Genomic DNA, 12,788 nt, shown 5'->3' with positions numbered 1-12,788 from the left:
CGCCGGGTGAGTTCACCCGTAAGGTCGAATGGCTGGCGACCTTGGGGGCGATTGTTTAGGTCGGGAAAGGTGTGAGGCGATGCCACGGTTGGTCGTTGTGGAGGACCGTACGCGGGACGTCGTCGGGTTCGACAGGCGCCGCCGCGAGCCGTCCACAAAGAGTGAGGCGCCCGAAGAGCCCGGCTAGTCCCTCAATTGGGTAGCCACAGCTCAGACCCTGCGTGATTGCCCAGGGTGCCCAGTTTCACTGAGGACCGGCAACCGGGCCGCCAAATGTCCACCGCGTTGCGACTCGTATCCACCTTGCTCGCTGCGGCGCGTCAACGCATGGAATCCGTGTACGAGGTAGGCGCCGTCGAACAGAACGTCTGTTCGAAGGTGGCATGGTATCCGTGGGGCAGGCGCGCTCCCTCCCTTTCTGTACGCCAGTCCCGTCATCTCGAATAAGTCCATAGCGGCCAGGCACCGAGGGCGAAGACAAGGCCCGTCGGGCATGTGACGTGATCAGCCGAAGACGGAGAAAGATTTGAGAAGGGCCGCTCCGCGAGAGGGGGTGCGGAGCGGCCCTGAGTGATCTCCCCTGGTTTAGCTTCAGCCGGGCAGGCGGTACGGGTTGCCCAGCTTGTTCGCGAAGGTACTCACGGCCACCAAGATCACTACCCCGAGCTGGAGGCCGATGATTCCGACCGCTGCCCAGTATGGGAGATCTTCAGGCACTGCCTTCAGTGTTGCCGTCGGCCCGAACACGGCCGCGGCGGTGATGAGGGCGGCGACCGCCGCGTCGAGAAGGTGGGTGGTGTTGCCCGGGGGCACTGAAACGGCCACCATCATCCCCTCCATCTCGATGCGCAACCGCGCCTCGGTAGTGGGACTCTCGTCCTCGATGGATACCAGCTCGGCGAAGTCGTCTTCGCCATATTGCTCGGGATTGTCCAATGTCGGACCTTTCCCTAGCGGTTCCCGGTTCCTGATGCACACGGGATCCCGAATATGGGGTTACGGCAGCTCGACAGCCTGCCGCCCTCGCGTTTACGTGCTCAGCTGACGCCACGAGGACACGTCAGCCGATAGGTCAGGACCAGCCCGATTGCGGGCAAAATACACACTGAGCATGCGCTCACTCTCTCCTTCGTTGAGGGACCTTCCCGTTTCAATTCCAGCGGCCCACCGTTGGCGCGGCGGGCCGCCATGGGCACAGCGTATCCAGCACCTGCCCTCCAGGCAACTGATTCGACACATTTTATGTGTCAAACAGTGGCCAAGATCTGTGTAGTCTGCGACGATGGGAAGGTCAGGCGCACGCTGCGCCAGGTTCAACCCACGAAGGGAGACTGCTATCGCCACACGGAAGGAATCCGATGTCGCCGACGATCAGGCGGATGAGCTGCCAGTCGTCGCCCGAGTCAACATCGCATTAGTGAAGGAGAGCGCCAAGGCTCTCGTGAAGCTCCAGAACGACACGGGCCTCAAGAAGGTGGACATTGTGAACCGGGCGATCCAGCTCTACGAGTTCATCGCGTCGGAGCTGAAGGACGATCGTCAGGTAGTGGTCCGAGGCGACGACGGGCACGAGGTGCTGGTCAAGATCTTCATGTGATCCGAACGGAGCGCCACATGACGCGCGACCACAGAGTGGGCGCCCGGTTGAACCGGGCGCCCACTCCACGTTTCGATGCCCTGCGCCTGAACGCCGGCCCGTCGATCATCTACGCCGCCGAATGTGAAACCCGGTTCGACCGTGCAGCGCAGACGACAACGCTGAGATCAACCCAGGCAGGCCGATTCGGCCGAATCCCACGAAGATGCTCACCTTTCAGAGACATGACACCATCTGCATCAATCATGTGTCCGGCCACGCGCAGACCATCGGAACGCGACAACGTCTCAGACCTGACCAATGGTCACGATCCGAACGTCGGGCCTGCAGCCAAGGCAAGTTCAGTCATTGATCTCGCGCGATGGATTCCCGCGCGAGACGACCGCGCAACCCTCCCATGCGGGGGAGCACAACTTGCTGACCTGCGGCAATAGCGCGCCCGCAGCCCAATCGGCTTCGGTTTGCCCGTGAAGATCCCGCACAGTCCGGCCCATCCTGGTGTCCGCCGAGACAGGCAGTTTCCGAGAGCCCCCAGAACTGCTACAGCGTCGCGACAGCGGCATGACCAGCATCGAGCTGGGTCAGCCTACAGCTTCGGTTCGACAGGCCACCGGAACCTTCTCCTGAGGTTTAGGAAGCAGATTCCTCTGCGACTTGCGACGGCTCGCACCATTCCGATCGGACGACACGCGTCAGGATTCGGGAACGCTCAGCTCCAACACCCAAGGCTTTGCGAAGCGCCTCGGCCGAGATCGGCCGCTGGCGCAGCTCCCGATGCCGAGCATCCATCTCCTTCGCCGCGCTCAACCAAGTCGTCGTCAAGTCCTGCCAGCTTCCCGCCCGATGCCTCCGGCGAGACCTCCCGCACCGCGGTCATCGGTGCAACAACAGCAGGAAGCTGCGCGCCCTCCCGAAGGTCAGCGAGCGCCTGGAGCAAACCCGGCCCGACCTCAGACCAACCGATCAGCAACAGCCGCCCCACCGCATCGAACAACGCCTTGCCGATCTCCCCAGCGAACAAAGGCTCGGCCACGTTCAACGCCAAGGTCACCGCACTCGCGAGAACAAGGAGCCGCCGCGCCGAACGAAGAACCTCAGGAGCCGCTCCCTGGGTCGACAAACGACGGATCGCCACGAGCAACGCCACAACCGTCAGGTCCACCGCAGGCGCAACCAAGGGCGCCACCCACACCGGCACGCCGAGCCGGAGAACGAGCGCGAACACATTGCCGAACCCGAAAAGAAAGGTCAGCCCAACCACGGTACCGACCATCACGCTCACAGCCGACACAAGCGAATCACGCTGACCCGCCCCCCTTCACCACACCCACCGCCCCGCCACGCGGCCCGCTAAAGCATCCGTACCCACCGCCGGAACCCAAGACGAACCCACGAGGCTTGAGTCAAGCCAACGCCAGGCGACACGCCCTGACACCGCGGATACACCGCGGCCCTGCGGCAAAGTCATGTCCGACCTCACTCGGCACCGTCCGACACGCCAAGGTGCCGGCTCTGAACCAGCGAGGTGGTGGCGGCGACGTCATCAACCGAGAAGCTGCGCTCAATCACCAACATCCCCGTCGAAGAGCGCTGGTCAGACGCGGGACCGTCTGCATGTAGCCCTGCCGAGGGCACAGCATGCGCCGCCGGCATACAGGTCGGGAACGAGAACACCGTCGACAGGGGTGATCCGCCCCGCTGATTTTCGCCCGGCGAGAATCCACACCACTTGCGCCGCGCTCGCCGCCTCTTCACTCGGTAGAAAGCCCCTGCCAACCCGTGATCAGCGGCGAAGCCTGCTGCGGAGATGGCATGAGCACCGTCCGGGTCATCTCCGAGCCGATCTGGCCTGGCGGTGACACCAGTTCCGCTGGGCTTCTGGCATTGAAACCCACCGCGGGCGCCACCAACGGCCTCAAACCCCCTGTCGCTTCAACTGGTCCGCTGCCCAGTACCCACCCCTCTACGGCCTCGAACAACGTTCGAGGCCGTAGAGGCCAGGACTAAGCGAACTCGTCTCGACCGCAGAAGGCATCGTTGCCGACCTGCGTGCTGGTCCAGCGCGCACGGACGGTACGCATCAACAACCGCGAGCGCTCGGCACCCAGACCGAAGGTGCGCATCAGGCCCTCCGCTGAGATCGGACGCTGGTGCTCCTCACGATGACGGCGGTCCACCTCGATAGCTTGCTCAACGAGGTCGTCGCCGAGCTTCGACAGGCTTGACCGCTTCGTAGGCGGCGGAGACGAGTCGATCAACTGAGGCCGCGTATCCACGGGGACGTCAGGAGCCGCTGGTACGCGTGGACGCGACGACGCCGACGGAGCGACAGTGGCCTCTTCAGGCGGGGTCGCAGAGGCGAGCTCGCGAAGTAGCGAGGGGCCCACGTCCGCCCATCCGATCAACAGCAGAGGACCGACCGCGTCAAACAACGCCCGGCCGATCTCACCCGCGATGAGCGGATCGGCCACGTTCAAGGCAAGCGTGACGAAGCTCGAGACCAACAGCAGACGCCGCGCCGACCGGATCACCTCGGCAGAAGCGCCACGCAGCGACAGCTGCCGGATCGCGATCAGCAGCGCCAGGACCGACAGGTCTACGGCGGGCGCGACCAGCGGGGCCACCCAGCCGGATACTCCGAGCCGGAGCCCAAAGGCCAGGACGTTGCCGAACCCGAACAGGAACGTCAGCCCCACGATCACCCCGACAATGACGGTGACCAACTGCAGGACAGCGTCCCGCTCAACCGGAAAACCAACAGCTTTGGCAGACACGAAGCAACTCCTCGTAACCAGCATTCCAAGATCAACTGGCGATATTCAGGCGACAGGAACGCGCCGCAACGCGTTCGAAGCCGCCCCAACGAGGAGGAACGAGAGACCGCAGGCCTGCGAAAACAGAGGAAACGCCTGGTCAAGAGCTGGTTCGATCTTCCCTGACACGGAAGAGGTCACTGGTTCAATCCCAGTATCGCGCACCATCTGTTTTCGCAGGTCAGAAGCCCTGCTCCTCCTCGGAGGGGCGGGGCTTCAGTCGTTCAATGGCGATGAAATGGCGATGGCCCTCGGGGCCGTCTCCAACTGCCCATCACGGAACGTGGCGTGCAGGTGCGGGAACCACTCCCCCAGCTTGGTCCGCTCCCTCGGGGTGAGGGCGACCAGCGAGCCGATCCAGCGGGTTTCGAGCGCTTGCAGGATCTGGCGGCGCATCAGCGGAGTCACGTGGTCGTAGACCCTCGCGATGCCTTTCATCTTCTGCCCCAACCGTGCCCGACGGGCGACTTCGGGGATGCCGTCCTCGGCTAGCCAGGTGCTGTGGCTATGCCGTCCCTCGTGGAAGGTGAAGGTCGGGAGGATCGGCTGCACCACTTCCGCCGACCGCGTGTGTTCAGCGTCACTGCCATCCCAGACCGGGCGCCAGTAGCGGTTGCGGAAGTTCGACCGCCGCAACGGTGCACCCTCCGCGCTGCACAGCACGAACGGGAAGCTGTGGCTGTCGATCAGCTCTTCGTAGAAGACTGCGATGCTTGGCGGCAGCTCCACGCTTCGCGTGCCGGCCGGGGTCTTGGTCCGGCCTTTCTTTGCCCGGCCGCCCTGTCGTCTCGGCGTCACCGGACGAGTCGGCCGCGGCCCAAGATCGGCCATCCGCGAAGTATCTACCCGGCGACCGCCTTTGAACAGGCGTCCGCCGATCTCCTTCAGCGGTTCACGGATCTGGATTGCCCGCGCTTCGCTGTCGTACTCGTGCCGCTGCTGACCGACCAACTCGCCCCACCGGGAACCTGTGTAGAAGTCGAGCAGGCCGAGAACGAACCCGGCGAGCCCAAGCCCGCTCTCGTACAGACGCATCGACGCACGCAGCGCCTGCACCGGCGTCGCGACAAGGTTCTCGACCTCGAACTCGCCCGAGGTCACCCGGATCCCGGCGCACGGGTTCGCCGGGATCTTCCGAGCCTTGACCGCGGCACCGAGGATTGTGGAGAACAGCGAGAAGATCGACGCCACCGACGAGTCGGCGTAGTCCTCGTGCAACTCCGAGAGCCACTTCTCGATCTCGACGTAGCTGTTGAAGATCCCAGCCAGCGGCCACGACGACCACTGCGGCAGTAGATGGTTGTCCAGAAAGGACCGGTACTTAGCCGATGTCGTCGGCTCCAGCCGCGGACCGACCGCGTCCATGAACTCTTCGGCGAACACACCGAACAACATCTCCGCCTCACGCGGGTCCAGCCACAGGTTGCGCCGGACCCGCCGCTTTCGGCGTCGTCGGACTCGTCGACTCTTGCACCGCACAATGGCTCGAGAACCCCCGCGGCGTACCGAGAACCGAACTCACTGCCCTGCTCACCCGCTGGACATGGCGCTTGCTCGACGGCACCCTCCGCGCGGGCGGTGTCGAACGCGACCCCCCACATCACGCTGCCACCCGCCCCACCGCAGCCCACGATCTGATCGGTCGGACCGTTCCGCCCGTCGTGCGAATTTGACGCTACCGAATACGGCGTGACGTCCAAAGCGGTACCGCCGGTGAAACCCGCCGACGACGCGGCCTTCGAGGCCGACCTCGCGATTGAGGGCCATGTAACGACGGCTTACCGCGAGTTCGAAGGGTCAGGCTGACGGGAGCCGGGCGATCAGTCGTGCACCGTTTTCGGTGCCCTCGGCTCGCAGTGACCCGCCGTGGCGGACGGCGATGTCCCGGGCGATGGTGAGGCCGAGTCCGGTGCCGCCCGCGTCGCGGGTGCGGGAGTCGTCGAGCCGGGTGAAGCGGTCAAAGACGCGTTCGCGGTCGGCGTCGGGAATGCCGGGGCCGTCGTCGATCACTTCGAGGACCGCCTCTCCTGCCTCGTGCCGAAGCCGCACTATGACGGACGAACGCGCGTGACGCACGGCGTTGTCGAGCAGGTTACGCAGCAGACGTTCGAGCTGGACGGGTTCGCCGCACACCGGCACCGGACCATCCACATCGGACACGACCGCGGGCCCGCCGTCGTCGAGTCCGCGTTCGGCGACCTGCTCCCCCACGACGTCTACGAGGTCGACGACGCCTTCCGGAAGGTCGGCAGGGTCGACCGCCAGCTGGAGGAGGTCCGCAGTGATGCGTTGCAGCCGCTGGACGTCGAGCAGGGACCGCCGGGCTACGACCGGCCAGTCGGCCCGCTCGGCGTGGGTGAGCGCGACCTCGAGCCCGGCGCGAAGGTTCGCCAGCGGGCTGCGCAGTTCGTGGCTGGCGTCCGCGACGAACCGTTCCTGCCGGTCATAGGCCTGCTGCAACCGGTCGAGGGTCTCGTTCGTGGTGGTCGCCAGCCGGGCGACCTCGTCACGGGACGGAGGCACCGGAACCCGGCGGTCGAGCCTGCTCCCGCTGACCTCGGCCAGCTCCCGGCGGATCGCCTCCACCGGCCGCAGTGCCCGGCCCGCCGCGAGCCACGCGGCCAGTGCGGTGATCAGCACCGCGAGCGGAACGAAGAAGACCAGAATGTCGTCGAAGGTCGCCAATGTCCGGAGCGTCTCCCATGGAGACACGAACAGGTAGATCGTCAACCGGTGGCCACCGCTGTCGATCACCTTGCCCACCAGGGTGTATTCACGATACTCGCGCCACTGTGGATGGTCGCCAGGTTTCAGCGTGGCCTTCGTGGTGACCGTCCAGTCCGCCGGTGCTCCGGCGGGTGCGGGCGGCAACGGCGCCCACGCGGGATCCCAGCGGTGCAGATTCTCACTGCTCGCGACCTCCCTCCCGGACTGATCGACCACCTGGAACAGGGCATCACCGGGCAACGGCGCCGGTTGCCCGGCACGGTATGTGTCGGCCAGCCGGTCCAGCTGGACACGTGTCGCGGCCACGGCGTTCCGGGCCAGCTGGCCGCTCAGCAGTTCGCGGGTACCCAACCAGCCGAGGGTGAACACGACCGCGCAGAGCAACGCGGCCGAGAGCGCGGTGCTCCGGCGCACCGAGGAGGGCCACCACCCGCTCATCCGTCCTCCAGCCGGTAGCCCGCGCCGCGGACGGTCGCGATGGTGCGCCGCCCGAAAGGCGCGTCCAGTTTTCGCCGCAGCGCGCTCACGTAGACCTCGACGATGTTGGGGTCGCCCCGGTACGCCAGATCCCAGACCTGGTCGAGGATCTCCCGTTTCGTCACCAGACGGCCACCATTGCGCAGCAGGCATTCGATGACCGCGAATTCCTTGGAGGTCAACGAAACCGGTGTCCCCGCACGGCGGCATACCCGCTTCGCCGGGTCGAGCACGAGGTCCCCGAACTCCAGCACGCCCGCCGACCCGGCCCCGCCCCGGCGGAGAAGCGCCCGCAGCCGGGCGGTGAGCACGACGTAGGAGAACGGCTTGCTCAGATAATCGTCGGCACCGGTGTCGAGCGCCTCGGCTTCGTCGTACTCGCCGTTCTTCGCCGTCAGCATGAGGATCGGCGTGCTCACCCCGCGCTCCCGCAGCGCCGCGCAGACGCGGTAACCGTTGAGCTTCGGCAGCATGATGTCCAGGATGATCACCTGGTACGGGTACAGCTGCGCGAGTTCGAGTCCTTCCAGGCCGTCGTGGGCGAGGTCGACCGCGTAACCGTCTGCCTCGAGTCCCCATTGGAGGGTCTCGGCCAGCCGCCGTTCGTCTTCCACCACGAGCACGCGCATGACACGATCTTCCCAGATCACCACCCGTCTTCCTGAAGCGTTCTTCAGGTTGCTTCAGGAACCGTTCAGGTGCTCCCGGCCATGATCGCGGTATGCACACAATGGACGGTCCTGCCGCGGGCGCGACGGATGTGGTGAAGGTCTACGGCCGGGGCGACACGGCCGTACGGGCCTTGGACCGCGTGTCACTGGACTTCCCGCGCGGCCGGTTCACCGCGATCATGGGCCCCTCGGGATCGGGCAAGTCGACTCTCATGCACTGCCTCGCCGGACTGGACACTGTGGACACCGGACGGATCCGCATCGGCCAGACCGAGCTCACCGGCCTGTCCGACGCCCGGCTGACCCGGTTGCGCCGAGACCGGGTCGGGTTCGTGTTCCAGTCGTTCAACCTGCTGCCGACCATGACCGCCGAGGACAACATCCTGCTCGGGCTCCGGCTCGCGGGACGCCGCCCGGATCCGGCCTGGTTCGACACCGTCATCGGCACGCTGGGACTCCGGCAGCGGCTGCGGCACAAACCCGGTGAACTGTCCGGTGGCCAGCAGCAGCGGGTGGCCTGCGCCCGCGCCCTCGTCGGCAGGCCGGACGTCGTCTTCGCCGACGAACCGACCGGCAGCCTCGACTCGCGGTCCGGTGCCGAGGTGCTCGACTTCCTGCGCACGTCGGTCCGCGACCTCGGCCAGACCGTGGTGATGGTGACCCACGACCCGGTCGCGGCCTCCTACACCGACCACGGGGTGCTGCTGGCAGACGGCCGGATCGCGACGCAGATCCCGCGTCCGAGCGCCGACGCGGTCCTCGGCGCGCTCACCGGACTGGGGGCGTGATGCTGCGAACCGTCGTCGCCGGGTTCAAGGCTCGGCCGCTGCGGCAGCTGCTGTCGGCCACGGCCATCACACTCGGCGTCGCCTTCGTCGCCGGATCATTCGTGCTCACCGACGCGGTCGGCGCGGGACTGCGTGACGCCGTCGCCTTCGAGACACGCGGAGTGGACGCATCGATCACCGCACAACGAGGCGCCGGCCTCGACGACACGATCTTGGGGAGGGTCCGGCAGGTACCAGGTGTCGCCGCCGCGGAAGGCCGGGCCACCGTCAGCGCGCCCACGCTCGGTCCCGACGGGCGCGCCCGGGACGCCGCCGCGACCGCGTTGGGCACGGACGAGAAGCTGCGGCCCTACGACCTCGTCGAGGGCCGCTTCCCCAGCACCGCCGGGGAAATCGCGATCGCACGGACCAGTCTCGCGGACGTCGCACTCGGTGGGGCGGTGACAGTACTGGACGACACCGGGGAACGCCACGCACTGACGCTGGTCGGCGTGTTCGACCGCCCGGTCGACGCAGGCCTGGGCGGGGCGAACCTGGTGGTGTCACAGGAGACGCTGCGTCGCTTGGATCCGGTGGCGACGGTCGGAGAGATCGTGGTGCGGGCCGCACCGGGCGTGAGCCAGACGAAGCTGGTCGCCGATCTGAAACAGGCCGTGGGCGGCACCGGGATCTCCGTGGCTACCGGGCGGGAGGCCGCCGCCCGGCTGCTTCACGAAACCGCGCCGAACGCTCCCGGGTCGGTGAAGTTCTTCACCGCCTTCGCCGTCCTGGCGATGGTCGTGGCCGCGATGGTGATCTCCAATTCCTTCACCATCCTCGTGGCCCAGCGATCGCGGGGACTGGCGCTGCTGCGCTGTGTCGGCGCCGGTAAACGGCAGGTCTTCGCCGGCGTCCTCGCCGAAGCCGCTGTCGTGGGCACGGCGGCCTCCGCAGCCGGTCTGTTCGGCGGCTTGGGCGTCGCCGCCGCGCTCCAGGCCATCGCGGGCCAGGAGAACATCTATCTCCCGCTGACCGCGCGGACGGTGATCGCCGCGCCGGCGGTCGGGATCCTCGTGACAGCGTTCGCGGCGGCCCTCCCGGCCTGGTCGGCGACCCGGGTCACGCCGATGGAGGCACTCCGTACACCGGGCGACGGCCCCACCGCCCGCGCGGGACGGCCACGCGTGGTCGCGAGCGCCGTCTTGCTCGTCGGCGGCGTCGGTACCGGGGTGCTCGCCCTCCAGTCCGAAGTGGACGATGCCGCCCCACTCGTCGTGGCGGCGATGGTCGCACTGCTCGGCGCGACACTGGCCGCCGGGCCGCTGATCGCGGGACCCGTGGTCCGGGTACTGGCCAGGCTGACACCCGGCCAACCCGCGAAACTCGCCGCGCTCAACGCCTGCCGCAACCCCAAGAGGACAGCGGCCAGCGCGGCCGCCCTCACCATCGGACTCGCCGTCGTCACCCTCGCGACCACCGTGGCGGCCGGCGTCGAAGCAGGGCGGAGCCGCGGACTCGACGAACAACTCGCCGCCGACTTCATGGTCACCTCCGCGGTCATCACCCGGCCACTGCCCGACGCACTCGCCGACACCCTCGCGAAAGTGCCCGGCGTGGACGCCACCACGACCCGCCGGTCCTTCTCCGGCGACCTGGGCAAATACGGCTCGTACGAGGTGAGCGCCGTCCGAGGCGACCTGATCCGGCCCAAGGTGCTCTCCGGCCGCTTCGACCTCGGCCCGGGCCAGATCGCCATCCACAAGGACCTCGCGCAGAGCACGGGCCTCGCGGTAGGCGACGCCCTCCAGACCGAACGGGCGTCCCTCCGCGTCGTCGCGATCTACGACGGCGTCACCATGGCCGGAATCGACCTCGGATTCGCCGTGGTCGACCTCGCCCAGCAGCCGACGATCGCCCCCAACGAGAAGAGTTACGACGAGAGCGTGCTGGTCAAGCTCGCCTCCGGCGCCGACCACGCCCAGGTCGAAGCCTCTCTGCGACGGGACCTGTCGAGCGCGCCGCTCGCGATGCTGAAGAGCATCACCGAGATCAAGGACGACGCGTCCGCGCCGATCCGCGAAAGCCTCAACCTCATGTGGGCACTGACCGCGCTGGCCGTACTGATCGCGTTCGCCGGAATCGCGAACACACTCTCGCTATCCGTACTGGAACGAACACGAGAGTCGGCACTCCTTCGCGCCCTCGGCCTCACCAGAACCGGACTCGGCGCCACACTGACCGTCGAGTCGGTCTTCGTCGCCCTGCTCGGCGCCGCATGCGGACTGCTGGTCGGCCTCGGCTCCGCATGGCTGATCACCGAAGTCGTGGCGAGCGGCGGCGACACCATCGCTTTCGCCCCACCGTGGGAACGGCTCGGGGTCCTGTTGAGCGCGGCGATCCTGGCCGCCCCACTGGCCGCGCTGCTGCCGGCACGGCGGGCCGGCCGCGGCTCTCTCGCCGCGGCACTACAGGAGTGAAATGCCTGTGCTCGATCACAAGCAAAACATTTCCCTTGCCGACCGACCAAGCGGAGAGCCACCTCTTGCCCCATGCCCTTGACACAAGTTGTACCGTGCATGTGACACAAGAGGGAGGCTGTCCGATGGCATGGGACAACGTGCTGGGCCTGGCGATCGTGATGGGGATCTTCGGGCTGGGGATTCTCGTCGTCCTGTGGCCTGGGGAGAAGCACGGCCGGCGGTTGCTGACCCGATGGGGGATCGATCGTCCGTCCGATGAGGACGTCGCGGAGGCTGTGCGTTACCTGAAGCGCCGCCGGATCGCTTACCCGTGCCTGTTCGTGCTGCTGCCCGTGCTCGGGGATGTGATCGGGCTGGCCGAGGACACCCCGTGGACGATCGCGTGGACGCTGTTGCTCGGCGGGCTCTTCGGCGAGCTGTTCGCGTTTCGGCCGCCGAAAACCACGCTACGGCGCGCGATGCTGGCACAGCGCGGGGTGCGCGACATCATCCCCGCGTGGGCGCTCGTGCTGCTCGGGCTCACGACGGGCGCCGGACTGACGCACTACGCCACCGCGGGACGGTGGCAGGCCGTCGCCGTCGTCGCCGGGTGCGGGCTCGTCGCCGCCGGAATCGTCGCACTCGCGGTCCGGCGGCCTGCCGCAGGCGATCCTGTCGTCGATCTCGTGCTACGTGCCCGCAGCGCCCGCGTGGCGACGGGACTGGCGATCGCGGTTCCCGGGGCACTGTTCCACGCTGAGATGAGCGCAGCCGCCGCAGGCGTGTTCGTGCTCGGGCTCATCGCACTGCGTGTGGTGGCGGGGCCGCATCGCAGCGTCGCCGCGGCCGCGAGCTGACCGATGACGGCCCTGCGCGTCACCATCGACACCACCAGCGGACTCGCGCCGTGGCGGCAGATCTACGACCAGATCGAGCGCATGATCGCGGGCGGGACACTGGCCGCGGGCACCCGGCTGCCGCCGATCCGCCAGCTCGCACGGGACCTCGGACTCGCCTCCGGCACGGTCGCGCGGGTCTACCGCGAGCTGGAGACCACGGACCTCGTGACGACGGCGCGCGCGAGGGGCACCGTCGTCACCGAGCCCGCCGAGCGCACACGGCCCGAGGCGCTACTGACAGCGGGCGCGACCCGCTTCGCCGCATTCGCCCACGATCTCGGCGTCAGCATGGACGCCGCGGTCGACGCCGTCCGTTCGGCCTACGCTCGAGTTGCCGACGAGTAGCCCGCGCAGGTACCGCACATCCGGGTTGACTCA

The 12,788-nt window shown here is 67.5% G+C and carries 11 protein-coding genes; 5 read left to right on the top strand and 6 right to left on the bottom strand.

The features are described from left to right. Nucleotides 1–591: 591 nt before the first annotated feature. The gene (locus tag ACIBTM_RS35150; protein WP_395881452.1) at nt 592–936 is read right to left on the bottom strand and encodes a hypothetical protein; all 345 of its coding nucleotides are present in this window, start codon (nt 934–936) and stop codon (nt 592–594) included. A gap of 346 nt (nt 937–1,282) precedes the next feature. Here ACIBTM_RS35150 and ACIBTM_RS35145 point away from each other — a divergent pair, with 346 nt between their 5' ends. Continuing rightward, nucleotides 1,283–1,597 carry a hypothetical protein gene (locus tag ACIBTM_RS35145; RefSeq protein ID WP_395881451.1) on the top strand — a complete coding sequence of 105 codons (315 nt, stop codon included), beginning with the start codon at nt 1,283–1,285 and terminating at the stop codon, nt 1,595–1,597. 709 nt (nt 1,598–2,306) lie between these two features. Here the strand turns inward: ACIBTM_RS35145 and ACIBTM_RS35140 are convergent. From ACIBTM_RS35140 to ACIBTM_RS35120, 5 genes are all read right to left on the bottom strand, one after another. Continuing rightward, nucleotides 2,307–2,879, bottom strand: a complete 573-nt coding sequence (locus ACIBTM_RS35140) for a hypothetical protein (protein WP_395881450.1) — start codon at nt 2,877–2,879, stop codon at nt 2,307–2,309. Nucleotides 2,880–3,600: 721 nt separating this feature from the next. Then, nucleotides 3,601–4,371 carry a hypothetical protein gene (locus ACIBTM_RS35135; RefSeq protein WP_395881449.1) on the bottom strand — a complete coding sequence of 257 codons (771 nt, stop codon included), beginning with the start codon at nt 4,369–4,371 and terminating at the stop codon, nt 3,601–3,603. A gap of 255 nt (nt 4,372–4,626) precedes the next feature. After that, nucleotides 4,627–5,793, bottom strand: a complete 1,167-nt coding sequence (locus tag ACIBTM_RS35130; protein WP_395881448.1) for a tyrosine-type recombinase/integrase — start codon at nt 5,791–5,793, stop codon at nt 4,627–4,629. A gap of 414 nt (nt 5,794–6,207) precedes the next feature. Further along, nucleotides 6,208–7,575, bottom strand: coding sequence for a sensor histidine kinase (locus tag ACIBTM_RS35125; protein ID WP_395881447.1), 1,368 nt, complete (start codon nt 7,573–7,575; stop codon nt 6,208–6,210). Next, on the bottom strand, nt 7,572–8,243 hold the full coding sequence (locus tag ACIBTM_RS35120) for a response regulator transcription factor (RefSeq protein ID WP_395881446.1): 672 nt from the start codon (nt 8,241–8,243) through the stop codon (nt 7,572–7,574). Before ACIBTM_RS35120 ends, ACIBTM_RS35125 begins: the two co-directional genes overlap by 4 nt. A gap of 101 nt (nt 8,244–8,344) precedes the next feature. On the opposite strand from ACIBTM_RS35120, the gene ACIBTM_RS35115 reads away from it, so the two are divergent. From ACIBTM_RS35115 to ACIBTM_RS35100, 4 genes are all read left to right on the top strand, one after another. Then, a complete protein-coding gene (locus ACIBTM_RS35115) occupies nt 8,345–9,073 on the top strand; it encodes an ABC transporter ATP-binding protein (RefSeq protein ID WP_395881605.1) in 729 nt (242 codons plus the stop codon). Next, nucleotides 9,073–11,529, top strand: a complete 2,457-nt coding sequence (locus ACIBTM_RS35110) for an ABC transporter permease (RefSeq protein WP_395881445.1) — start codon at nt 9,073–9,075, stop codon at nt 11,527–11,529. The genes ACIBTM_RS35115 and ACIBTM_RS35110 overlap by 1 nt, the downstream gene beginning before the upstream one ends. Nucleotides 11,530–11,654: 125 nt before the next feature. After that, on the top strand, nt 11,655–12,368 hold the full coding sequence (locus ACIBTM_RS35105; protein ID WP_395881444.1) for a hypothetical protein: 714 nt from the start codon (nt 11,655–11,657) through the stop codon (nt 12,366–12,368). A gap of 3 nt (nt 12,369–12,371) precedes the next feature. Beyond that, nucleotides 12,372–12,755: a GntR family transcriptional regulator gene (locus ACIBTM_RS35100; protein ID WP_395881443.1), complete on the top strand. Its 384-nt coding sequence runs from the start codon at nt 12,372–12,374 to the stop codon at nt 12,753–12,755. Nucleotides 12,756–12,788: the final 33 nt, after the last annotated feature.

This window comes from Amycolatopsis sp. NPDC049868 (assembly GCF_044461365.1).
GTDB lineage: Bacteria > Actinomycetota > Actinomycetes > Mycobacteriales > Pseudonocardiaceae > Amycolatopsis.
The sequence above is the reverse complement of the archived record's forward strand: the minus strand, read 5'-3'. Positions and strand labels throughout refer to the sequence as shown.

Coding starts and splice junctions, on each gene's coding strand:
- ACIBTM_RS35145 (WP_395881451.1), top strand. CDS start 1,283: ATGGGAAGGTCAGGCGCACGCTGCGCCAGGTTCAACCCACGAAGGGAG.
- ACIBTM_RS35125 (WP_395881447.1), bottom strand. CDS start 7,575: ATGAGCGGGTGGTGGCCCTCCTCGGTGCGCCGGAGCACCGCGCTCTCG.
- ACIBTM_RS35120 (WP_395881446.1), bottom strand. CDS start 8,243: ATGCGCGTGCTCGTGGTGGAAGACGAACGGCGGCTGGCCGAGACCCTC.
- ACIBTM_RS35115 (WP_395881605.1), top strand. CDS start 8,345: ATGGACGGTCCTGCCGCGGGCGCGACGGATGTGGTGAAGGTCTACGGC.
- ACIBTM_RS35110 (WP_395881445.1), top strand. CDS start 9,073: ATGCTGCGAACCGTCGTCGCCGGGTTCAAGGCTCGGCCGCTGCGGCAG.
- ACIBTM_RS35105 (WP_395881444.1), top strand. CDS start 11,655: ATGGCATGGGACAACGTGCTGGGCCTGGCGATCGTGATGGGGATCTTC.
- ACIBTM_RS35100 (WP_395881443.1), top strand. CDS start 12,372: ATGACGGCCCTGCGCGTCACCATCGACACCACCAGCGGACTCGCGCCG.